Source organism: Exiguobacterium sp. N5 (assembly GCF_025842465.1).
In the GTDB taxonomy this organism is placed as follows: domain Bacteria; phylum Bacillota; class Bacilli; order Exiguobacteriales; family Exiguobacteriaceae; genus Exiguobacterium; species Exiguobacterium profundum.
In genome coordinates, this window is sequence record NZ_JAPAEP010000001.1 from 634,819 (window position 1) to 656,989 (window position 22,171).

General features: G+C 47.4%; 23 protein-coding genes. 20 read left to right on the top strand and 3 right to left on the bottom strand.

From position 1 onward, the window contains the following. Window positions 1–27: 27 nt before the first annotated feature. From OKS35_RS03290 to nhaC, 5 genes are all read left to right on the top strand, one after another. The gene (locus OKS35_RS03290) at window positions 28–846 is read left to right on the top strand and encodes a fumarylacetoacetate hydrolase family protein (RefSeq protein ID WP_264092454.1); all 819 of its coding nucleotides are present in this window, start codon (window positions 28–30) and stop codon (window positions 844–846) included. A 111-nt stretch (window positions 847–957) separates the two neighbouring features. Next, on the top strand, window positions 958–2,223 hold the full coding sequence (locus OKS35_RS03295; RefSeq protein ID WP_264092455.1) for a S1C family serine protease: 1,266 nt from the start codon (window positions 958–960) through the stop codon (window positions 2,221–2,223). Between the two features lie 56 nt (window positions 2,224–2,279). Continuing rightward, the gene (locus OKS35_RS03300) at window positions 2,280–2,624 is read left to right on the top strand and encodes a hypothetical protein (protein ID WP_078146805.1); all 345 of its coding nucleotides are present in this window, start codon (window positions 2,280–2,282) and stop codon (window positions 2,622–2,624) included. Between the two features lie 16 nt (window positions 2,625–2,640). After that, window positions 2,641–3,729, top strand: coding sequence for an amidohydrolase (locus OKS35_RS03305; protein WP_264092456.1), 1,089 nt, complete (start codon window positions 2,641–2,643; stop codon window positions 3,727–3,729). Window positions 3,730–3,891: 162 nt separating this feature from the next. Further along, complete coding sequence (nhaC, locus tag OKS35_RS03310; protein ID WP_413815716.1) at window positions 3,892–5,292, top strand: Na+/H+ antiporter NhaC; 1,401 nt, start codon at window positions 3,892–3,894, stop codon at window positions 5,290–5,292. Window positions 5,293–5,307: 15 nt separating this feature from the next. On the opposite strand, the gene OKS35_RS03315 is transcribed toward nhaC, so the two are convergent. Further along, entirely contained in the window at window positions 5,308–6,507 is a 1,200-nt protein-coding gene (locus OKS35_RS03315; protein ID WP_264092458.1) for a hypothetical protein, read from the bottom strand. Window positions 6,508–6,587: 80 nt separating this feature from the next. Here OKS35_RS03315 and OKS35_RS03320 point away from each other — a divergent pair, with 80 nt between their 5' ends. Beyond that, complete coding sequence (locus tag OKS35_RS03320; protein ID WP_264092459.1) at window positions 6,588–7,718, top strand: mandelate racemase/muconate lactonizing enzyme family protein; 1,131 nt, start codon at window positions 6,588–6,590, stop codon at window positions 7,716–7,718. Then, window positions 7,705–8,376: a hypothetical protein gene (locus tag OKS35_RS03325; RefSeq protein ID WP_264092460.1), complete on the top strand. Its 672-nt coding sequence runs from the start codon at window positions 7,705–7,707 to the stop codon at window positions 8,374–8,376. Before OKS35_RS03320 ends, OKS35_RS03325 begins: the two co-directional genes overlap by 14 nt. A 31-nt stretch (window positions 8,377–8,407) precedes the next feature. On the opposite strand, the gene OKS35_RS03330 is transcribed toward OKS35_RS03325, so the two are convergent. After that, window positions 8,408–9,157, bottom strand: coding sequence for a GDSL-type esterase/lipase family protein (locus OKS35_RS03330; protein ID WP_214783158.1), 750 nt, complete (start codon window positions 9,155–9,157; stop codon window positions 8,408–8,410). A gap of 118 nt (window positions 9,158–9,275) precedes the next feature. Between OKS35_RS03330 and OKS35_RS03335 the strand changes: the two genes are divergently transcribed. The 8 genes from OKS35_RS03335 to hfq all read left to right on the top strand — a co-directional run bounded on the left by OKS35_RS03335 (window position 9,276) and on the right by hfq (window position 16,679). Further along, window positions 9,276–10,196 (top strand): ABC transporter ATP-binding protein, encoded by a 921-nt coding sequence (locus tag OKS35_RS03335; RefSeq protein ID WP_012726176.1) that lies wholly within the window; start codon window positions 9,276–9,278, stop codon window positions 10,194–10,196. Beyond that, window positions 10,189–11,187, top strand: coding sequence for an ABC transporter permease (locus OKS35_RS03340; RefSeq protein ID WP_264092461.1), 999 nt, complete (start codon window positions 10,189–10,191; stop codon window positions 11,185–11,187). The genes OKS35_RS03335 and OKS35_RS03340 overlap by 8 nt, the downstream gene beginning before the upstream one ends. A 175-nt stretch (window positions 11,188–11,362) precedes the next feature. Next, complete coding sequence (locus OKS35_RS03345; RefSeq protein ID WP_264092462.1) at window positions 11,363–12,892, top strand: M4 family metallopeptidase; 1,530 nt, start codon at window positions 11,363–11,365, stop codon at window positions 12,890–12,892. A 95-nt stretch (window positions 12,893–12,987) separates the two neighbouring features. After that, a complete protein-coding gene (locus tag OKS35_RS03350) occupies window positions 12,988–13,848 on the top strand; it encodes a PPK2 family polyphosphate kinase (protein WP_264092463.1) in 861 nt (286 codons plus the stop codon). Window positions 13,849–13,952: 104 nt separating this feature from the next. Continuing rightward, window positions 13,953–14,552 carry an AmiS/UreI family transporter gene (locus OKS35_RS03355; protein WP_264092464.1) on the top strand — a complete coding sequence of 200 codons (600 nt, stop codon included), beginning with the start codon at window positions 13,953–13,955 and terminating at the stop codon, window positions 14,550–14,552. Between the two features lie 158 nt (window positions 14,553–14,710). Next, a complete protein-coding gene (locus OKS35_RS03360; RefSeq protein WP_264092465.1) occupies window positions 14,711–15,190 on the top strand; it encodes an SMI1/KNR4 family protein in 480 nt (159 codons plus the stop codon). A 277-nt stretch (window positions 15,191–15,467) separates the two neighbouring features. Next, the gene (miaA, locus tag OKS35_RS03365; RefSeq protein ID WP_264092466.1) at window positions 15,468–16,403 is read left to right on the top strand and encodes a tRNA (adenosine(37)-N6)-dimethylallyltransferase MiaA; all 936 of its coding nucleotides are present in this window, start codon (window positions 15,468–15,470) and stop codon (window positions 16,401–16,403) included. Window positions 16,404–16,430: 27 nt separating this feature from the next. Further along, complete coding sequence (gene hfq / locus OKS35_RS03370) at window positions 16,431–16,679, top strand: RNA chaperone Hfq (RefSeq protein WP_012726185.1); 249 nt, start codon at window positions 16,431–16,433, stop codon at window positions 16,677–16,679. Window positions 16,680–16,717: 38 nt separating this feature from the next. Here hfq and OKS35_RS03375 read toward each other — a convergent pair whose 3' ends face one another. Continuing rightward, on the bottom strand, window positions 16,718–17,230 hold the full coding sequence (locus tag OKS35_RS03375; RefSeq protein WP_214688805.1) for a hypothetical protein: 513 nt from the start codon (window positions 17,228–17,230) through the stop codon (window positions 16,718–16,720). Window positions 17,231–17,385: 155 nt separating this feature from the next. Between OKS35_RS03375 and OKS35_RS03380 the strand changes: the two genes are divergently transcribed. From OKS35_RS03380 to fumC, 5 genes are all read left to right on the top strand, one after another. Then, window positions 17,386–18,564 carry an HD domain-containing protein gene (locus OKS35_RS03380; RefSeq protein ID WP_264092467.1) on the top strand — a complete coding sequence of 393 codons (1,179 nt, stop codon included), beginning with the start codon at window positions 17,386–17,388 and terminating at the stop codon, window positions 18,562–18,564. Between the two features lie 15 nt (window positions 18,565–18,579). Next, window positions 18,580–19,530, top strand: a complete 951-nt coding sequence (locus OKS35_RS03385; RefSeq protein ID WP_264092468.1) for a CobW family GTP-binding protein — start codon at window positions 18,580–18,582, stop codon at window positions 19,528–19,530. Further along, a complete protein-coding gene (locus OKS35_RS03390; RefSeq protein ID WP_264092469.1) occupies window positions 19,511–20,293 on the top strand; it encodes a 5'-3' exonuclease in 783 nt (260 codons plus the stop codon). The genes OKS35_RS03385 and OKS35_RS03390 overlap by 20 nt, the downstream gene beginning before the upstream one ends. Next, window positions 20,274–20,666: a reverse transcriptase-like protein gene (locus OKS35_RS03395; RefSeq protein WP_012726190.1), complete on the top strand. Its 393-nt coding sequence runs from the start codon at window positions 20,274–20,276 to the stop codon at window positions 20,664–20,666. The genes OKS35_RS03390 and OKS35_RS03395 overlap by 20 nt, the downstream gene beginning before the upstream one ends. Before the next feature lie 103 nt (window positions 20,667–20,769). Continuing rightward, the gene (gene fumC, locus OKS35_RS03400; protein WP_264092470.1) at window positions 20,770–22,170 is read left to right on the top strand and encodes a class II fumarate hydratase; all 1,401 of its coding nucleotides are present in this window, start codon (window positions 20,770–20,772) and stop codon (window positions 22,168–22,170) included. Window position 22,171 lies beyond the last annotated feature (1 nt).

Consider the following 22,171-nt stretch of genomic DNA (forward strand, 5'->3'; position numbering starts at 1 on the left):
ATAATGTTGAAAAAGGGGGAGTTTTCAATGAAATGGTGTAGTTTTGAGATGCAAGAAGAGCAACGAGTGGGGATTGTCAAAGGCGATTTCGTCTACGATGTCAGCAATCAAGTACATACGACAAATTTATTAGAAGTGATCGCGCGTGAGTTCGAACCAGATATCGATTTGGACGTGGCGCCCTCATACCGAATGACGGATGTGAAACTACTCGCCCCGTACCGTCCATTGAAAAACGTAATTTGTATCGGCAAGAACTACGAAGAACACGTGAAAGAGATGGATACAGCAGGAGCAGGGAAACTCGTCATCTTCACGAAAGCACCGACCTCGGTCGTCGGTCCGGAAGCGGTCATTGAGCGTCATCCTGAATTGACGGACAAACTTGACTATGAAGGTGAGCTCGCCGTCATCATCGGCAAGTCTGGACGAGACATCGAAGCGGTCGAGGAGCACATTTTCGGTTACACCATTCTAAACGATGTGACGGCTCGAGACGTGCAAAAAGAACATGTCCAATTCTTCCGTGGCAAGTCGTTCGATACGTTTTGTCCGATGGGACCGTTCGTCGTCACAGCGGACGAGCTCCAGTTCCCTCTCCAAATCAAAACAAGTGTCAATGGGGAGACGCGTCAAGATGGGACGACAGCCGATATGATTCGTCCGATTGATGAACTCATTCGTACACTGTCGAAAGGCATGACGCTCGAAGCGGGTGACATCATCGCGACAGGTACACCAGCCGGAGTTGGGCACGGGATGACGCCACCGACGTATCTACAAACGGGAGACACGGTCGAAGTGACGATTGAAGGTCTCGGTACATTAAGAAATGTGATTGTCTGAATGAAATGACGTAAAATGTGAAGAATCTTGTAATTCATTTATTATTTTATAAATGAGTGTTCCTCTTCGTTATAGTAAGGGTAGAAGATAACACAGAGGAGATGAATCATTATGGATCGTCACGATCAATCAAATGAACACGATCAATTACATGAATCAGAGCAACAAAAAGATTGGTTAGATACAGAACTCGGTTCATCCAACCGAGAAGAGACAAAAGTACGAACACAATCAAAACCGTCATTCGTCAGCCGTATGTTCCCGGGACTTGTCGGTGGAGTCATCGGAGCGTTGTTGACGGGCGCAATCGCATATCCGTTCATCGACCAACCCGCGACGAGTGTGAGTGACACGAACGTGACCTCGCAAGGGACTCCGGTCCAAACGTCATCGAACGTATCCGATTCTTCGGTCACAAATGCCGTCGCGACCGCTCAACCGGCCGTCGTGACTGTAAACAACTTCGCCCAAACTGGCTTCTCGAGTGAGGCGGTCGAGGCTGGAGTCGGATCAGGTGTCATCTATAAAAAAGAAGGTGACTCGGCATTTATCGCGACGAACCATCACGTTGTCAACGGAGCGGACAAGCTGACGGTCACCTTTAATGACGGAACGACTGCGGAAGCGACACTCATGGGAAGTGACGCGACGTATGACTTGGCCGTCTTGAAAGTGGACGCTGACAAAGTACCGGCCGTCATCTCAATCGGCAAATCGAGCGAGTTGAAACCGGGTCAAACGGTCATCGCCATCGGGAATCCGCTTGGACAATTCGAGAACTCCGTGACACGCGGTGTCGTCTCATCGACGTCACGCCTCGTACCCGTCGATACGGATGAGAACGGACAGGCCGACTTCAATGCCGAGGTCATTCAAACGGATGCGGCCATCAACCCAGGTAACTCAGGTGGTGCGTTAATCAACGAAGAAGGACAACTCGTCGGAATCAACTCGATGAAAATTGCGACAGCAGAAGTCGAGGGAGTCGGATTCTCAATCCCAGTCGACATCGCCCTTCCGCTCATCAATCAAATCGAACAGACGGGAGAAGTGAATCATCCGTCACTCGGCGTCTCACTTCGTGACGTATCAGAGTTCCCTCAAGGTTACTTGACGGAACAAATCAACTTGCCTGAATCGGTGACGGCGGGAACAATCATCGTGGAAGTGCAACAAAATAGTTCAGCTGCGAAAGCGGGTCTTAAGGCACGTGACGTCATCGTGAAAATCAATGACAAAGACGTCAGCTCGTTCATCGACCTCCGTAGTGAATTGATTCGCGATACGGACGGAACGGTCGACATCGAATATATCCGGGACGGAAAAACGGAGACGGTTCAAGTCGAGATTCAAAATGCGAACGGTTCTGCATTGTAAAAGGTGGGCAATATGCCCGCCTTTTTTGCTATGCTTATACAAAAGGAGGATGAGTTATGGTACGAAATTTATATGGGGTGTTACTATTCGGGGCAGGAATTTTACATTTTGTAAGAGAGAAGGCGTTCATGTCGATTATTCCGAAATCTTGGCCGTTCCGCCGACTGATGGTGCAACTAAGCGGAGTCGTTGAAGTCGTGTTCGGGGCGATGCTCTTACTCAACAAGGGAACATCGTTCGTGAAACGGACGCTACCGGCATTCTTTATTGCCGTCTTCCCGGCAAATATCAACATGGCCGTCAAGCCATCTAGAATCGGTGGGAAGGTCATTCCGAAATGGATTACATGGGGACGACTCCCGCTTCAATGGGTTTTGATCAAAGGTGTCAAAAAAATATAAAGGTGTGGAGATACATATGACAAGCGTACTCAAGTGGTTTGAGCATTTCCATGCTCATCCAGAAATCAGTTGGAAAGAAGTCGAGACGACTCGAACAATCGCATCCATCTTATCAGACTGGTCGATTCCCCATCGAACGTTTGAGGACGTGACCGGAGTAATCGCGGAGATTGGATCGGGAGAAGAAGTGATTGCGGTCCGCGCCGATATCGACGCGTTATGGCAACAAGTGGACGGTACGTTTCGAGCGAACCATTCATGTGGGCACGACGCGAACATCAGCATGGTACTCGGTGCGCTCGAACAGTTGAAAGACGAAACGTTACAAAAGCGAATCCGTTTCATCTTCCAACCTGCCGAAGAGCAAGGGAATGGTTCGCTCGCCATGATCGAACGAGGGGCGTTAGAGGACGTGACGCAACTATTCGGAATCCATTTACGTCCACAAGAAGAGTTGAAAAGGGGACAATATGCGGCGGCGATTCAACATGGTGCTGCCTTCTTCTTAAAGGGAGAGGTCATTGGGGATGATGCGCATGGTGCGAGACCACATCAAGGACAAAACGCACTCGATGTCATCTTCACGATTCAACACATGCTTAAAAGCATTTACTTGTCACCGTTTGAGCCGCACTCTGTCAAGTTGACGAAGGTACACGCCGGGAGTGACAACATGAACATCATTCCAGGAAATGCGACGTTCTCGATTGACGTCCGTGCCCAACAAAATGAAGAATTGCTCGAACTGCGCAATCGTGTCGAAGACATGTTACTCCAGGTCGGTCAGCTTCATCGTGTGAAACTTGAATGGGAGTGGCAAGACTTCACACCGGGAGCCGTCGTTGGGGAAGAGTCTAGCCAAATCGCCAAGCGAGCGATTGAGAAACGCTTCGGTGAATCGTCTCTCGTTGAACGGATCGTCACGTCAGGTAGCGATGATTTTCATTTCTATACTGTCGAGAAACCGTCACTTGATGCAACGATGATTGGCATCGGCGCTGATTTAGGTCCAGGCCTTCATCATCCGCATATGACGTTTGACCGTGACGCGTTAGAAGATGGGGCACGCCTGCTCGCGGATGCGCTGTGGATTGCAGCAACATAATTCAGAATGAGTGTGATAGACAGATGTCTGTCCACTCATTTTTTTATTGCATCCACTCCTTGTAAGCGCTATCATAACGTTATTAGCGACAATATAACGACAATTCTGAATTTTCGCTATAGGGGAGGAAGTTAGATGGAAACAACGGGGAACAAGCAAGACATGAAGTTAGGGTGGGCACTCTTGCCACTCGGAGTGATGATCGTCGTCATGCTCATCTCGATCGTCAAGCTCGGTCAAGGTCCACACATCCCGCTCATCGTCGGAACGGCAGTCGCTTCGCTCGTCGCCTGGCGTCACGGGTTCAAGTGGAAAGAGATTGAAGAGATGATGTATAAAGGGATTCGTCTCGCCTTACCGGCAGTCGTCATCATCATTTTGGTCGGGTTGACGATTGGGGCATGGATTGGTGGAGGGATTGTTGCCACGATGATCTATTTCGGACTGAAGATCATCTCACCGGCATACTTTTTGTTAACGATTTGTCTCATCTGTGCGGTCGTCGCGCTCTCAATCGGGAGTTCATGGTCGACGATGGGGACGATTGGAGTAGCGGGGATGGGCATCGGGCTGAGTATGGGGATACCGGCGCCGATGGTAGCGGGGGCTGTCATCTCAGGAGCTTACTTCGGGGATAAGATGTCGCCTTTGTCAGACACGACAAACTTGGCGGCAGGATTAACTCATACGAATTTATTCGTACATATTCGGCACATGCTCTATACGACAATTCCAGGACTCATCATTGCACTCGGGGTATACGCATGGCTCGGTAGACGATTTGCAGATTCTTCGACAGACTCGTCTGAAATCACACAGACATTGACGATTTTAGAGGACAGTTTTGTCATCTCACCATGGTTACTCCTCGTTCCACTCGCCGTCATTTTGCTCGTTGCAAAGAAGGTGCCAGCGATTCCGGCGCTCGTCGTCGGGATTGCACTGGGCTTCTTGGCTCAAGTGTTCATTCAAGGCGGAACGCTTGCAGACAGCGTAGGCGCTCTTCAAAGTGGCTATGTCATTGATACGGGTAATGAACTGGTCGATAACCTCTTCAGCCGAGGTGGTCTTGATGCGATGATGTACACGGTCTCGATGACCATCGTCGCGATGACGTTCGGTGGGATTTTAGAATATTCGGGGATGCTACAATCCATTATGAACCAAATTTTGAAGTTGGCGAAAACGGCAGGTTCATTGATCGCTTCAACGATTTTAGCGGGAGTTGCGACGAATGCGACGTGCTCGGAGCAGTACATCTCAATCGTCGTCCCGTCACGCATGTTTGCTGGAGCGTATGAAAAAATGGGATTACAGTCGAAAAACTTATCTCGTGCCCTCGAGGATGGAGGAACGTTGACATCCGTGTTTATCCCGTGGAACACGTGTGGGGTATTCATCCTCGGCACACTCGGGGTCGGAGCATTCGAATATGCACCGTATGCCGTCTTGAACTTCATTGTACCGGTCATTTCGATTGTATATGCCTTCACGGGATATACGATTGAGCGCATCGCGGTCATTCAACAGGAAGAACCTGTCGCGGAACAAGCGGCTCAATAAAACGATTCCCGGTCGTCAATCGACCGGGAATTGAAATTTATAGACGGTGCGCGGACGACCTTGGCTGTAGCTCATCTCTTCGCCAATCGGATGAACGAGTTTTGCATCAACCAATTTTTTAATGAGTCGCTCTGTCGTGCGACGTGTCACGTTTAAATGGTCGGTCAGCTCTTTCGCTGTAAACTCGAGATGGTCCATTGAAAAATGAATGAGCTTTTCGATATTGGTCGGACTCATACCCGTCTGTTTCATCATGTCATAGACACGCGTTTGCGTGACGCGGAAATGAATCGGTGCCGGTTGGTCGGTGAACGTCATTCGTTTTGAATCGTCGACGATTCGTATAGTGGAATTACTTGTCGTATGAAGTGCAAGTTCGGCATGCTCGATGGCACGTTGATAATCGGAACCATACCCGATCCCTACATGACCAGAAATGTTCTCTGACAAGATGGAACCGTTTGACATGGCGGAGTCAATCCTTCCTTTACTCGATAATAGGACGATACCGTCTTGAGTGGTCTCCATCAATTTACCACCGAAATAATGATGTGTTGTCACATGGTTGAGCGTATCTTCACTGGCATCCGAGTAGAAGAGCACGGCGAGTTGTGACTGGTCCGATTTGTTCAAACGAATCTGTTGAATAAAATCATGGAAGTGGTGGAGAATTCTCTCTTCTGGCTCTATCATGAGCTGACTAGCAAAACCATTTTCCACTAAGTGTCGATGGACTCGTTCGACACTTGTCAAGGCGAATCGAGTCGTCCCAGTTCGTTGAAGTTGCTCATGAAACGAAATCAACTCTTCGAAATTCATATACGGACTGAGTTCTTTCACTTGCGGTGGCGACATGTGGCTTGGAAACGATGCTAAAATCGAATCAAGTCGTGACGCATCAACGAGATCGATAGAGAGATGTTCGAGTCGGAGCTGTTGTGTCAATGTCACATATAAGAGTGACGTCAATAACACGACATCATCTTGAACGACGTGATGGGCAAATGGAAGGTTCACTTCCTCCGTCGCATACGTATAAGGGAATGAACCGGAAAAGAACACTCCGTCGAAAAATAGGAGATGCGTAGCGATGTCTTTCGCTTCTCGCGGGTCATCATAAGGAAATCCCTCGATTCGAACATCGGGTAAGGAAGAACCGTTCTGTACCTGTTGTATAAACGATGGTGAGCCGACAACGGCGATATGGATGGACATGTAAAATCCCCCCTTGCAATTTAGCGACTATATAACGACAATATAGAGGAAAGGACAGTTGAAGTAAAGGAGTGATGAACATGAATATTCAAAAAATAGAAATTTTCTCGGTTCGCTTTCCATTAAAGGTACCATTCATCGTCAGTTATCACCGTTATGATGATATGCCTTCTGTCATCGTCAAAATGACAACCGCATGTGGACTTGTCGGTTATGGAGAAGCCGTGGCGGATGAGCATGTGACGGGTGAGTCCGCTGAGAGCACGGTCAGTGTACTCCGTCATCTATTGGCTCCGCTCTTAATCGGAAAAAATCCGATGCACCTAGAGCATATTCATGACGAGATGGACCGTGCGATTCGTGGTGTTCCGGCTGCCAAAGCAGCACTTGATATCGCGTGTCATGATGTGATCGGGAAAAAGCTGAATCAACCAATCTACGAATGGATTGGCGGTCGGTACCATGAATCATTCCCAGTCACTCACGTCTTGAGTATCGGAGAGCCGAGCCATATGGCACAAGAGGCACTCGAACAAATGAAACGAGGCTATACAGCAGTGAAGATGAAGGTCGGAGTCGATGTGCAAACGGACGTGGCCCGTGTCAAGGCGGTACGGGAAGCGGTAGGAAATGACGTGCCGATTCGAGTCGACGTTAACCAGGGATGGATCAACGCGGCCAATACGGTTCAAGCCATGCGTCTACTCGAACCGTATGGAATCGACTGGGTCGAACAACCGGTCAAGGCGGATGATTTTGAAGGCATGCTCGAAGTGAAACAAAAAATCTCAGTCCCGCTCATGATGGATGAAGGGTTGAAAGAAATTCACGATATGAGACGCTTGACGATGATGCAGGCAGCCCATAAAGCGAACATCAAGCTGATGAAGTGCGGTGGCATCTATCCAGCGAAGAAGTTGGTCCATATGGCGGAGATGTCCGGAATCGAAAGCCAGATTGGTTCTATGGTCGAATCCTCCATTGCATCGAGTGCAGGATTCCATGTCGCTTTCTCGAGTAAAATCGTGAAGACGGTCGAGTTGACGGGTCCGCTCCGGTTCGGGAAAGATGTAGGAAACTTATCATATGATTTACCAATCATCTCGCTGAACGATCGTCCGGGACTCGGTATTGACGTCGATGAGGACGTGTTACGTGAATTGACGACGGAATCTTACGTGGTTGGAGATGAGTCGCATGTGGCAAGGTGAGATCAAAGACCTTTCACTTCATGTATGCGTCCTAGGCTTGTCGGATTTACCGGAACTGTTAGCCGTTCAAGATACGGTCATTCAGGCGTTGGCTGAACCGGAGCACTATCAATCGTTATCGGTTGAAGAGTTCACGAAACTGTTGACGGATCAGACGTTGATTGGGGCAAAAGCAGATGGTCGGATTATCGCGTTCCGAGCGATGCTCATCCCACCGATTGATGCGGAGCATCTAGGGCGAGATATCGGATGGCCGGAGGATTCGCTTGAACGTGTCCTGTATCAGGAAGTGACGAACGTCCATCCAGACTTCCGTGGATATGGACTACAGACACATTTAGGCAAACTGTTGATGGCACAAGTGGAATCGGAGAATCGATTCGATGTCGTCTGTGCGACTGTCGCACCGTTCAATATTCCAAGCATGAAAGACAAGTTCACGCTTGGACTCCGAATCGGGGCGTTGAAAGAAAAGTATGGCGGGAAACTCCGCTATATCTTTTACAAAGAGATGCATCGTTCGTGGCATCCCACATCAGTTGCGCAAGATGTACCGATGGAAAATCGTGGGCGACAAGTTGAGTTGCTTCAAGCCGGTTGGGTCGGGACGGGCATGATGAAACAAGGGGAACAGTGGATTGTTCGATATGAGAAGTAAAAAATCCTCGTCAAGCTGACGAGGATTTTGTTTATTCGAGAACGAAGAGTACATCATTCGCGAATTTCTCATACGTACGGTCACTCGGGTGGAACTGATCGGACGCTAAATCTCTTGATAAGTCAGAGATGTAGGCGAACGGATCGATCACATCGATATTCTGCGTATTCGCCAATTGCTTCGCGGATGCGTTCCAATCAAGGATGAGCTGATTGAATGCTTGTCCATTCTCATCATTTTGAAACGGATTGTATAGACCGATATACACGATGGTTGCTGAATCGTTGAGTGATCGAATTTCAGTGAAAATCGTTTCTAAATTCGTCTTCGCATCCGTGACCACTTGTTGAATATCGACGGATTCGAAGTTATCGACGTTTTCCCCACGGTTGAACAAATCGTTTCCACCGATGGTCAACGTGATATATCGTGCGTTCTCAATCGTTCGACGCACTTCAGGTTGCTCGAGTTGTGTGAGTAAATCTTCTGTTCGTGCCCCAGACACGGCAAGGTTTTGCGTACGTACGCCTTCTTCTTCAAGAGCAGTGCTGACAGGCTGTACATATCCTGCGCCTGATGTTGACCCCACACCGCGTGTCAACGAATCGCCTAATGCGACGTAGACGTCTCCTTCTGGCTCGGGACGTTCATCTTCGGAGACGGAAAGTGTTCGCTCCGGCGGATTGACGATATCTTGATAGCCGATCCATAGACCGTAGACGGCGATTCCCGTTAAAAGAACGGCGCCACTTAAAAATGCATACCATTTCGACTGTTTCATGGGCTGACCTCGCTTTCTATATAAACATCATATCAAATATAAATGGATGTGCCCTATGTGAATGTTCGAATAGGACAGATTCGCTTTTGTCCGATAGAATAAAGAAAGAGGTGAGACAATGGAACCGACGTTAAAGCTACATCAACTAACTAAAGTGATTGGGAAAAAGACGATTATCGATAACATTTCGTTAGACGTCTACCCGGGTGAGGTCTTCGGATTTTTAGGGCCGAACGGCGCCGGGAAGACGACGACGATTCGAATGATTGTTGGCTTGATCAAACCGACGAAAGGAAATGTATCGATTTGTGGGTATCGTGTCGACAAACAATTCGTCCAAGCGATGAATCAAATCGGCGCAATCGTCGAGAATCCAGAGCTGTATAAGTTTCTATCCGGACGTGAGAACTTAGAAGCGTTCGCACGCATGTTACCTGGCGTCGATGATAAGCGAATCCAAGAAGTCATTGACCTCGTCGATTTGACTGCTCGAATCGATGATAAAGTGAAGACGTACTCTCTCGGGATGCGTCAGCGGCTCGGGATTGCCCAAGCGTTATTAAACAATCCACGGGTGCTCATCTTGGATGAGCCGACGAACGGGCTCGATCCGATGGGGATTCGGGATTTACGACTTTTCATCCGTCGTCTCGTAGAAGAAACGGGGCTGAGTGTTCTCGTATCGAGTCATATCCTGGCCGAGATTGAACTACTAGCGGACCGAGTCGCCATCATGTCGCGAGGCAAGATTGTCAAGGTGGGGACGGTCCATGCTTTGATTGAAGAACTCGCGTCAACGGTCGACTTACATGTGACGAATAGCTTCGAAGTATTACCGATCGTTCAAGGGTACGAAGGAATCGACCAAGCGGACGTGGTGGACGAGCGAACGATTCGTATTTCCATGAACGTGGAAGAGACGGCGAAGTTGAATCGATATTTGATGGAAAGAGATGTCGAGGTGTTCGGACTCGAGCGCCGAGTCCAAACGTTAGAGGACCTCTTTATCACGTTGACAGGCGGTGATCACATTGCCTAATCCATCGATGCTCGGTCTCATTCGTAATGAAGTGCTCAAGATTCATCGGAAACGCAGATTGATGGTCGTCTCCATCATCCTGATCGTGCTTGTTTCGATGTTCACGTATGCGAACTATCGTCAAATCGAGAAACAACGCGAAGAACAAGGAACGATTGATTGGCGTGTCGATCTCCAGCAAGAGATCATCGATACACAAAACCGACTCGCCTCCGCGAACGTCCAAGACGAGTTTCGGCAGATTCTTGAGTTCCAAGTCCAACAGAATCAGTATTATCTTGATAATGATATCAATCCGAATTATCCGGGAGCTCCGACGTTTATGCGTGTCTTCTTCTCCCAAGGGACTACGCTTGTCCTACCGCTGTTCATTATTGTATTGATGGCAGATATCGTGAGCGGAGAACATAACGATGGAACGATTAAGACGTTGTTATCGCGACCGGTCCGGCGATATAAGATCTTACTCGCCAAATGGCTGACGACGCTCCTTTATACATCGATCTTAATATTTGTGACCGCCGTCGTCAGTTACGCCATATCCGGCATCGTTCTCGGCTGGGACGGATGGAATGCTCCGATTTTGACCGGTTTCCAAGCTTCGCCGACCGGAACCTTCTCGACCGACTTTGTGCATACGTTGCCGATGTGGGAGTACCTGCTTATGTCGATGGGGCTTTCATGGCTCGTGGTGGCTGCGGTCGGGACAATCTCTCTCATGATTTCTGTTTTGGTGAAAAATACGGCGACCGGAATCGGAATCATGATGGCTATCCTCATCTCAGGGCCACTCTTGACATCGCTTGGCTCAAACTGGGATAGCTCGAAATACCTGGTGAACGTCAACTTCGGCCTTCATACCTATTTGGAAGGACAGGCTCCCCCAATCGATGGGATGACGTTACCGTTTTCGCTCCTCGTCATTCTCATTTGGTCGATGGCCGCCTTGGCGTATGCGTTTTACCACTTTACCCAAAAAGATGTGTATTAATGATTCGTGCTCCTTTCCTAAGGAGCACGAATTTTTTTTGGATAAAATTAGGTCGTAAATAGAATGAATGGTTCTAAATACTCAATATTATGAATTATCAAAATAATTAAAAAGATGGATACAGCCTTTGTGGGAAAGTGTGTAAAGTAAGAATCATCACAAAGGAGGTAAACACATGAAAAAAGTTGTTTCTACATCATTAATCGCAGGCGTATTGCTCGTACCACAATTGGTCGGTGCGGCAGAATTGAAGTCAGGCACTCTGACGAAACCATCAGAAAGTGCACCGACAACGATTGTAAAAGAGTACGTCAAATCAAAAGGTGAGTTCAAGACGATCGAGTCGAAATCAGACAAAGTCGGGAAAGTGGTTAAGCTCCAACAGACAGTTGATGGCGTGCCAGTATTCGGTGGTGTGGTAGTCGGTGTCGTAGATGAAGCGGGTCAATTGAAGACAGTCGTGGATGATGCGAAATCGGTCAAGAACCTACATAAGTCGATCAAGTTAACTGAAAAGAAAGCCATCGCGAGTTACAAAAAGCTTGTCGGACATAAAGGGGCCTACGAGCTCGAACCGGAAGCGGAATTGATTGTTTATCCAAAAGGTGAGAAGTCGGTTTATGCATATCAAGTGACCGGAACAATCCTTGAAGCGGAAGAGCCGTCACGTTGGACATACTTCATCGATGCTGGAACGGGTGAGGTACTTAATAAATTTGACCAGTTAGCTCATGCAAGACCGACGAACGGTGTGACAGGTACGACATATACGGGAACGGGAATCGATGTTCTCGGCTACAGCCAAACGTTCAAGACAACGAAGAGCGGATCTTACTATTATCTCCAAGATTCAACGCGTGGAAAGGGAATCTATACGTACGATGCGAAAAACCGTACGACACTCCCAGGTTCGCTATGGGCTGACGTGGATAACGTCTTGAACGCGACTTATGACCGTGCCGCTGTCTCTGCACACGTCAACGCGACAAAGACATATGATTTCTACAAAAACACTTACGGACGGAACAGCTATGACAACGCCGGAGCTGCATTGAACTCAACGGTTCACTATAGCCGTAGCTACAACAATGCGTTCTGGGACGGAAGTAAGATGGTATACGGAGACGGAGACGGTCAAACGTTCACGTATCTTTCAGGTGCACTTGACGTAGTCGCTCACGAATTGACTCACGCGGTCACGGAATACACGGCAGGACTGATCTATCAAAACGAGTCTGGGGCGATCAATGAAGCAGTATCGGATATCCTAGGTACAGTGGCGGAATATAGCGTCGGCACTAACTTCGACTGGTTGGTAGGAGAAGACATCTACACACCAGGTGTAGCAGGCGACGGACTTCGTTCGATGGCGAACCCGGCTGCATACGGTGACCCAGATCACTACTCAAAACGTTACACAGGCACACAAGATAATGGTGGGGTTCACATCAACTCAGGTATCGTCAACAAAGCGGCATACCTCTTAGGTAACGGTGGATCGCACTACGGCGTATCGGTACAAGGTGTGGGAGTCATGGCGATGGGGGATATCTACTACCGTGCCCTCAATGTTTACTTGACACCAACGTCTAACTTCTCAAGCCTTCGTCAAGCGGTCGTACAATCTGCGAAAGACCTTTACGGTGCGACAAGTCCGCAAGCGGTATCAGCTGCGAAATCATTTGACGCTGTCGGAATCTACTAAGTTCTCAACATCTCTTCCGAAATTTTCGGAAGGGATTTTCTTATGCAGTTTTTGGGTAAATCAAGGTTGAACGTCGAGCGAAAAGGAGAACGAGTATGAACACGAAGAAATTTATTGTGTCACCGAACAGCAAGATTCAATTAGATGATTATCCGACGACTGTTTCAGACAAGCCAGAGGATGAGACGTTGACGACTGAACTCATTCCGAACAGTGTCGAGCGATTGAAAGAACTACATTGGCGATTGTATGCCGAGAGCAAGAAAGGGATTATCGTCGTCTTGCAGGCGCTTGATGCGGGTGGGAAAGACGAAGCGATCAGCTATATCTTTTCAAATTTGAACGCCCAAGGACTGAAGACGAATGCGTTTCAAAAACCTTCCGATACGGAGAAAAAGCACGACTATCTGTGGCGAATGCATGATTTGTTACCTGAAAGAGGACAGGTCGGAATTTTAAACCGATCCCATTATGAAGAGGTCATTGCGCCTCGTGTCCATGATTTGTTGGGGGACGAAGTACTTCCGGAAGAAATGGACCAGGAAGAGGTCTGGCAGATGCGCTATCGTCAAATCAACGATTATGAACGCTATTTACATGAAAACGGATTCGAAGTCATCAAGTTCTTTTTCAATGTATCTAAGGATAAACAACGAGATCGCTTGCTTGAACGGTTAAAGGACCCGAAAAAGAATTGGGAATTCTCCTTCAGTGACGTCGAAGAACGACAGCATTGGGAAGAATATCAAGAAATCTTTGCCGAGATGTTGTCGCACACATCAACAGAAGTTTCACCGTGGTATGTGTTGCCGGCAGATGATGAGTGGTACAGTCGTTTTGTCATTTCGTCAGTCATGATTGATGTGCTTGAACGGATTGATCCACAGTATCCGACTTTCACGGATGAGGAACAAGAACGAATCGACGAGGCCATCCAAACCCTTGAGAACGAGTAAGGCGTGGCGTTCTCGTGAACACGTAAAAATCCCCTTGCACTGAAAGCGAATTCAAGCTAAAGTGATACAGTAGAACAAAGGTCAGACATCTGTACAAAGGGGTAATGAGTGTGGGTAATGTAAGTTTATTATTCGGTGGCGTCGCACTGTTTTTAAATAGTCTCGTTCTTCTCGGGAAAGTGGATAGCAAGAGCGCAGGGTTCTTTAGTTTGTTTACGGGACTCTTACAAACGTTTATCGCCACATGGTTATTGATTGGGGCGAGTCCAGAAGAGCAGTTCGGTTTTGCGAGCATCTATCTATTTGCGTTCACTTATTTATATGTAGGGGTAACGTTTATTTTGAATTTAGACGGCCGTGGCGTAGGCTGGTTCTCGCTATTCGTTTCGATTGCAGCCGCTTTTTACGGTGTGATGGCGATTGCAGGAAGTGATCCGATGGGGGCATTAACGTGGTTCTTCTGGTCATTCCTTTGGGCGTTGTTCTTCTTTGGAATGGGACTCGAAAAACCGAATGAGGCCATCACAGCACGTGTCGCCCTCGTATTATCATGGTTGACGCTGATTGTCCCGGCGATGGTTGGGATGGCTGGACTGATGAACGGATGGTATGACATGGTTTGGTGGGCGGCGAGCGGTACGGCAATCCTGTACTTCATCGTTTCTGTCAAGCGTACGAAACAGACGATTGAAATTGCTTCATGATGAATTGAAAATGATCCGAGGTCATCGAGCGCGATCAAGTCGTGCCTGACGACCTTTTTTTATTGAACGATGAAAGATCGATATATGCAATACTTAGAAAAATGGAAATGAATGATACGGTACGAATGTCGTTAATTTCAAAAAGTGGGGTTGAGTTGATGATTGCACTTGAAACGTTGAAAAGTAGGCTCGTCAGTAATCAGATTGAAATACAAAATGAAGAGGGATATGTAGACACGTTACACTTTCTATTCAGTGAGCCTGCGATGGAAGTTGAAATTAAGCGATTGAAGCAAATGATGCCAAACGACATTATTCAATTCTTGAAGACCCATAATGGCGCTGACCTATTTGTTCACCCGACATACGGTGGAGGAATCCGACTTTTTAATGTAGATGAAATGATCGAGTATCGGGAAATATGGGAGTGCCCTGAACAATTCATCCCCGTCGGTGTCGGGAGAGATGGGAAATGGATTGTTTGCGAGGTCGTCAATGAACATGAAAACTACATTTGGGTTGGAGAATTTTTGACTTACACAGATGACACCGAAAAACTTCCGATGGATTATACACGCTGGTTCGACTATTTGATTGTCGCCCAAGGTGCTCATTTTTGGGATTGGTTCAGAGGTTAATAGATGATGACTAAATATTTGATTTGAATGATGACTTTGAAATGCGCACTCTTTATTGAGTGTGCTTTTTTACAGTTATTTTGTGTCTAAAATGTGAAAAGTGGGAATGAGGAAGCTAAAGGAGGCGAAAGCAGATGAGTGATGGTCTCGTGTTATTACTCGGATTACTTTTATGTGGTTGGATGCTGTTTGCCGTCGTATTTGATGATAGAATAAAAAGAAGAATTTGATGGCCCGTCTCGTGAGGAGACGGGTTTTTAATTGAGGAGTGAGATGTATGAAAAAAACACCTGTCGTCGTCATCGTCGGTCCGACCGCTGTTGGCAAAACGAAGACGGGCATCGAACTAGCGAAAGCGTTCGACGGCGAGATCGTCTCGGGTGACTCGGTTCAAGTGTACCGGGGCATGGACATCGGTTCAGCAAAAGTGACGAAAGAAGAGGCCGAAGGGATCCCGCATCATTTGATCGATATTTGTGACCCGGATGATGCCATGAGTGTCGCGATGTTTCAACAATTGGCGCGTGCCGCCATCGATGATATTTATGCCCGTGGCAAGTTACCGATTATCGTCGGTGGCACGGGGCTATACATTCGCTCCATCTTATACGATTATGAATTTGTGGAGCGACCTGTCGATGAAGCGTTGCGGGAAGAACTCGAACGGTTGGCGGAAGTCGAAGGGCGAGAGGCGTTACATCAACGATTGGTCCAACTTGACCCAGAGCGTGCGGCTACGATTCACCCGAATAACGTGCGTCGCGTCGTGCGGGCGCTCGAGGTAGCGATGCAAGGGGATACACAGACGACGGACAGTGCGCCATCCGAACATTATGATTATCGATTGTTCGTCCTCCACGCAGATCGTGAGATATTATACGACCGAATCAATCAACGCGTCGATGCGATGATGAAAGCAGGACTGGTCGAGGAAGTCGAACGACTTTTGGCACAAGGATATCGTGATACGCAGGCGATGCGAGCCATCGGGTATAAAGAAATGATTCCATTCATCGATGGAAACATCTCGAAAGAGAAAGCGACAGATTTGCTTAAACAGCACACAAGACAGTTCGCGAAACGGCAATTAACTTGGTTCCGTCATCAATTTGATGGAATTTGGGTGGATATGGGTCGAAAATCATTTGAACTATCATATAAAAATATTTATGATGATGTAGAGGGGTTTTTTCGAAAATTCCGATTATTTTAAAGAGATAAAGACTAGGGGGAATCCAGCATGAAAGCGAGCTACAACATCCAAGACCATTTTTTGAATCAACTTCGAAAAGAAATGGTACCAACGACCGTATTTTTAGTGAGCGGGTTTCAAATTCGAGGTGTCATCAAGTCATTTGATAACTTTACCGTCATCGTCGAGTCGGAAGGTCGTCAACAATTGATCTATAAACATGCGATTTCGACTTTCTCTCCGGCACGTAACGTGACGCTATATGAGCCGGATGCAGTTGAAGTAACAGAAGGATGAGCATAAGAAAAGGAGCGGCCCGGGGACCGCTCCTTTTCTTATGCTGTTTTTGTCGTTCCCGGTTGTTTGATTGCCTCAAGAACGCGTTGAATGGCGCATCCACCGAGGAGTGAATCCATTTGACCACAAATCTGAGTCGGCGTCGAACGGTGTAACAATGTGTATGTCCGCTTCCAAGCGCGCTCTGCCGATTGAATTCGGACGAGAAGGTCGGCGTGGCTCAGTTCTTTTAGCTTATCAATATTGAGTCGGTTCGTTCGAGCGAACGCAGACAAGATGACTGCTTTCGCTAGCGGTGTCTGAAGTGGGTAACCAGAAAGCTCAAGCGCCGCCATGGCCCCTTTCATCTCATGTTCGACAATTTTGTCGAGTGATGCATCTTTAGCATATGGATTACCGGAAAGATGCGTGAGTGACAGTTCTAAGTCCTGCATGCCCACCGGACAAGTTGACGCTTTTAGAATATGTTCAATGGATTGTTGCTCTTGTGCATAACGTGTCGCTTCCCCCGAGGCGATGAAACGCTCATACGTATCGATTAATGAAATCATTCTCGTTTCCCCCTTTATCGAACTACCTTTATCGTATCAATAATCGTAAGCGCTTTCAATATAATGAATGTGAAATCATGACCCTACTAGAAAGTATGTTCGCCTAATGAGCGGAAACACGATACAATGTCAGAAGATGCGAGGAGGGAATGATTATGAACTATTATCAACAAATTGATCCAGTCATCGGATCATCGATGAACCATGATCGATTTCAAATACCACAAATAGACAAATCAAAGGACCGTTTAGACCAGTTAGCCGATGGGACCCCTGTCCAAACAAAAGCGCTCGTCAGTACAGTCGAGGTTAGAGAAGGAAAGAATGGTGCGAAATGGCTTCAACTAAGTGTTACGACGGCGAACGGGATGATGCGTGCGAAGCATTGGCTACGTGGAAATGAGAGTGAACTACTTCCAATCTATGAATCGGGTGTCATCGAATTGTCCGGGAAAATCGATGTCTATCCAAAACCGGATGGCGCCAAATCGATTACGATTGACCGCGTCCATCCTATCTCAAAAGATGAGGCAATCTCGTTATTACCAGGCTTGCCAGGGGATGAGACGATGGAGCAGTTTGCGGATGAATTGTTCAGTTTGATTGATACGTTGTCACCGACCTATCAACAGATCGCCTACGGCCTCCTTGATTTCGTTTGGGATGATTTCGTACTATCGCCAGCGGCACTCTACCACCATCATAACTATGCGGGAGGTCTATTGAAGCATACCGTGTGTATGCTTCGTCTCGGCTATCGGATTCAAGAGCAAGATGACTATTTGGCGATGGTGTTTCGTGTAATCAAAGAAGCCGAGCAGTTGCACAAAGTCGACCTTTGGAATACGATGAACGGTGTTAAAATCGAACAGGCATATAAAGGAACGTTTGAATCGCTGTATGCCGCCTGTGAAGCGATGGCCGAGCGGAAAGAACCGTTGAATTGGGATGAACTCGCACTTGGAATCCTCTTCCACGACATCGGAAAAATATATGAATACAGTCATCTGTTATCTAGTCCGAATCGTTTTGAGAAGTTATCTCCTGTTGAGGGCACAAGTGAAACGACCGGCATCTCCATCAACCCGATGGGCACACTAATCGGGCATATGCCATACGGTGGGCTATTGTTTGAAGAAACGTTACGCCAGACGTCGACGCGACTGCCATTGGATGTCCACCATCGAATCTGGCACATGATTTTATCACATCATGGGAAACGTGAGTGGGGATCGAGTGTCCTCCCGATGACGACGGAGGCTTGGATGCTTCACTTGATTGATTTATTGGATGCGCGTTATGAGAAATGGGCTCGCGCGCACGAAGATTTGTAAGAAAAGGGTGGTATCATGATTCCCGTACAATTAGTGACCGGGTTTTTAGGAGCAGGCAAGACAACGTATATGAACCGCTTACTCGCGGCGACGGATGAAAAGATTTGTCTGATCGTCAACGAGCTCGGCGCGATAAATATCGATGAACAATTGATCGTCAAGATGGACCAAGAGCAAATCGAACTCTCAAACGGATGTATTTGCTGTTCCATCCAAAATGATTTGAATAAGACGTTCTATCAACTGGCTGCAAAGCAAGAAACATTCGACCGAGTCATCATCGAGACGACCGGTGTCGCCGATCCCGCACCGATCATTCAGACGATTTATTATGACGAGTACTTACGTCAACACTTTAAAATGAACGCCATCTTGACGGTTGTGGATGCCAGTCAAATGGACCGTGAACTGTTCAAAGAAGGGATTCATCAAATCGCTTATGCCGATCTCATTTTGTTAAATAAAACCGATTTAGTGTCGTCGGATGAACTCGATCAAGCACGCCGCCGAATCGAACAACTCAATCCGACGGTAAGGATTGTAGAGACGATTCAAACAGAAGGCGATTACGAATTACTTGAAAATACGTTCCAACTGTCACGTGTCGATGAACAGAAGTTGAGTCAACTGACAGAGACGAGTGAATCGGTCTCCTCCCTTCGTGCCATCACGTTGAGTGCCGAGCGTCCATTGTCTCGGGAGCGCGTGACCCGTTACGTTCGTGAAGTCTTGATGCACTACGAGGATGAGATGTATCGGATGAAGGCGATTGTCCGCTTACAGGATGAGGAGCGCAAGTTTGTCATTCAAGCGACGAATCAGTTGATGGGCGCGACATTTGCAAATGAGGTGCATGAAGGGGACCGTTCCGTATTTGTTTGGATTGGGAAGGAACTAGACCAAGATGCACTAGCACGGGGATTAAAAGCATGTGAGGTGGAGCAAGATGAAGCTTATTCTAGTTGACGGATTTAATTTGTTGTCCCGTTATTATTTTGCGACGGAGCGAAGACGAGCACAAGATCCGGAAGTGACTGTGAAAGGATTACTTCGAAAGGTGGATTCCTGGACGACAGACTTTTCCCATATCGCTTTCTTTTGGGACGGGACACGAGAGTCTACCCACCGTTATGCGATGTATCCTGAATATAAAGCAACGCGTAATGGACTCCCGGAACCACTTTTCGAAGACTATTTGAAATTGAGGGCCGCTTTGGATGAACGAGGTATCTTACAATCCGAGTTGACGGGATATGAAGCGGATGATTTGATGGGCGCAGTCGCGACAGCGTTCCCTGGTGAATCATATCTCTATTCCTCGGACCGCGATTTACTTCAGTTGTTGTCTCCGAACGTGTTTCAAATCATGCCAAAAAAAGGTGAGGAGCAGCTCGTCAATGAAGCTTCTTTTGAATTGATGTATGGCGTGAAACCATATCAGTTTGTCGACGTGAAGGCATTGCAGGGAGACTCTTCGGATAACATCCCAGGTGTACGTGGCATCGGTCCGAAGACGGCGACGATTTTAATTCAGCATTACGATACGATTGAGACGCTTTATGTGCATGTTCAAAATGAAACACTCGAAGCGCCCCATCAAAAATATGCAAAAAAACTAGACGGTCATGAAGAGATCGCGCTCTTGTCGAAACGACTGTCACAAATTGATATCCATGCACCTGTCAACACGGATTGGGAGGCGTACCGATTTGGTTCACATCTATTTTGACGCGGCCACTAATCAGACGACTGGAGAGAACGGAATCGGAGTGTGGATCAAGTCGTCCGACGGTACCGTATCGACGTTTAAACGTCGAATGCAAGGATTGACAAGCGTTCACGCGGAATTGGCTGCATGTGCTTATGCGCTGGAACAAGCGCATGTATTGGAAGGTGAAACCTCATTCATGCTGTATTCCGACGCCGAAGTGATTGTTCGCGCACTAGAGCAACGTTTCATGAAAGATGCTTCGGCGAAGCCTCTGTTTCTGAAAGCACTGATTGCCTACGATGAATTGCCGACCGTGTTCTTGAAATGGGTCCCACGAGCGGAGAATCGAGCGGACGTGATTGCACGCGACGCATTGAATGGAATGAATTAAGCGACCGAGATCATTCTTGGTCGCTTTTTTGACGGAGTCATTTCTTTTTAGATGGTTTTTCGCTAAAATGAAAGCGTAGTCAACTATAGAGGGGGAATTATACATGGATTATCGGATCGAACGGGACACAATGGGGGAAATTAAAGTTCCAGCTACGGCGAAATGGGGAGCACAAACGCAACGTAGTCTTGAAAACTTTAAAATTGGTGCGGAGAAGATGCCGCTTGAAATCGTATACGCATTTGCCATATTGAAAAAAGGTGCAGCTTTAGCAAACGCTGAACTCGGTGTACTCGAGGAAGAGAAAGCAGCGATCATCGCAGAGGTGGCAGATGAGATTTTAGCAGGGCAGCATGACGCGGAATTCCCGCTTGTCGTCTGGCAGACAGGATCGGGCACGCAGTCAAACATGAACGTCAACGAGGTCATTGCGCATCTTGCGAACGAAAAGTTACAGGCTCGTGGAGCATCTATCACGATTCATCCGAATGATGATGTCAACAAATCGCAAAGCTCGAATGATACGTATCCGACCGCGATGCACATCGCCGCCATCCTTTCCGTACAAGATGATGTCCTTCCAGCAATCGACTCGCTTTATCAAACCCTTTCACAAAAAGCGGAGGCGTTTAAGGATATCGTCAAAATTGGTCGGACGCACCTTCAAGACGCGACGCCGGTCACACTCGGTCAAGAAATCAGTGGGTGGGTCCGGATGCTTGAATTGTCAAAACAGATGATCGAGCGCACGATTGAACCACTTACGGAGCTTGCACTTGGAGGAACGGCTGTCGGAACAGGGATCAACGCACACCCTGAGTTCGGTGAAGTTGTAGCGAAGAAAATCTCAGATGAGACGGGCAAACCGTTTGTAACAGCCGTCAACAAGTTCCACGCCCTTACAAGTCACGATCAACTCGTCTTCACGCATGGTGCATTAAAAGCATTAGCGATGGACGCGATGAAGATTGCGAACGATGTGCGATGGTTGGCTTCTGGACCACGTGCAGGAATCGGAGAAATCACCATTCCGGAGAACGAACCAGGAAGTTCAATCATGCCGGGTAAAGTTAACCCGACTCAAAGTGAGGCGCTCACAATGGTTGCCGCACAAGTACTCGGAAATGATGCGACAATCGGTTTCGGGGCGAGTCAAGGGAACTTTGAATTGAACGTCTTCAAACCAGTCATCATGTATAATTTCCTACAGACTTGTCGTCTATTGACGGACAGCTTACATTCGTTCAATGATCATTGCGCTGTCGGAATCGAACCAAATCATGAAGTGATCTCACGTAATGTGGAACAGTCACTCATGCTCGTTACAGCACTTAACCCGCATATTGGCTACGAAAATGCGGCAAAAATTGCGAAATTGGCACATAAAAACGGCACTTCTTTGAAAGAAGCAGCCTTAGAAACTGGTTTATTAACGGAAGAGCAATTTGATCAATGGATTCGTCCGGAGGAAATGACGTCACCAAACTTACAAGTGAAAAAATAAC

Coding starts and splice junctions, on each gene's coding strand:
- OKS35_RS03295 (WP_264092455.1), top strand. CDS start 958: ATGGATCGTCACGATCAATCAAATGAACACGATCAATTACATGAATCA.
- OKS35_RS03325 (WP_264092460.1), top strand. CDS start 7,705: ATGTGGCAAGGTGAGATCAAAGACCTTTCACTTCATGTATGCGTCCTA.
- OKS35_RS03290 (WP_264092454.1), top strand. CDS start 28: ATGAAATGGTGTAGTTTTGAGATGCAAGAAGAGCAACGAGTGGGGATT.
- OKS35_RS03385 (WP_264092468.1), top strand. CDS start 18,580: ATGATTCCCGTACAATTAGTGACCGGGTTTTTAGGAGCAGGCAAGACA.
- OKS35_RS03380 (WP_264092467.1), top strand. CDS start 17,386: ATGAACTATTATCAACAAATTGATCCAGTCATCGGATCATCGATGAAC.
- OKS35_RS03360 (WP_264092465.1), top strand. CDS start 14,711: ATGATTGCACTTGAAACGTTGAAAAGTAGGCTCGTCAGTAATCAGATT.
- OKS35_RS03320 (WP_264092459.1), top strand. CDS start 6,588: ATGAATATTCAAAAAATAGAAATTTTCTCGGTTCGCTTTCCATTAAAG.
- fumC (WP_264092470.1), top strand. CDS start 20,770: ATGGATTATCGGATCGAACGGGACACAATGGGGGAAATTAAAGTTCCA.
- OKS35_RS03345 (WP_264092462.1), top strand. CDS start 11,363: ATGAAAAAAGTTGTTTCTACATCATTAATCGCAGGCGTATTGCTCGTA.
- OKS35_RS03390 (WP_264092469.1), top strand. CDS start 19,511: ATGAAGCTTATTCTAGTTGACGGATTTAATTTGTTGTCCCGTTATTAT.
- miaA (WP_264092466.1), top strand. CDS start 15,468: ATGAAAAAAACACCTGTCGTCGTCATCGTCGGTCCGACCGCTGTTGGC.
- OKS35_RS03305 (WP_264092456.1), top strand. CDS start 2,641: ATGACAAGCGTACTCAAGTGGTTTGAGCATTTCCATGCTCATCCAGAA.
- OKS35_RS03375 (WP_214688805.1), bottom strand. CDS start 17,230: ATGATTTCATTAATCGATACGTATGAGCGTTTCATCGCCTCGGGGGAA.
- OKS35_RS03350 (WP_264092463.1), top strand. CDS start 12,988: ATGAACACGAAGAAATTTATTGTGTCACCGAACAGCAAGATTCAATTA.
- OKS35_RS03355 (WP_264092464.1), top strand. CDS start 13,953: ATGAGTGTGGGTAATGTAAGTTTATTATTCGGTGGCGTCGCACTGTTT.
- OKS35_RS03330 (WP_214783158.1), bottom strand. CDS start 9,157: ATGAAACAGTCGAAATGGTATGCATTTTTAAGTGGCGCCGTTCTTTTA.
- nhaC (WP_413815716.1), top strand. CDS start 3,892: ATGAAGTTAGGGTGGGCACTCTTGCCACTCGGAGTGATGATCGTCGTC.
- OKS35_RS03300 (WP_078146805.1), top strand. CDS start 2,280: ATGGTACGAAATTTATATGGGGTGTTACTATTCGGGGCAGGAATTTTA.
- OKS35_RS03315 (WP_264092458.1), bottom strand. CDS start 6,507: ATGTCCATCCATATCGCCGTTGTCGGCTCACCATCGTTTATACAACAG.
- OKS35_RS03335 (WP_012726176.1), top strand. CDS start 9,276: ATGGAACCGACGTTAAAGCTACATCAACTAACTAAAGTGATTGGGAAA.
- hfq (WP_012726185.1), top strand. CDS start 16,431: ATGAAAGCGAGCTACAACATCCAAGACCATTTTTTGAATCAACTTCGA.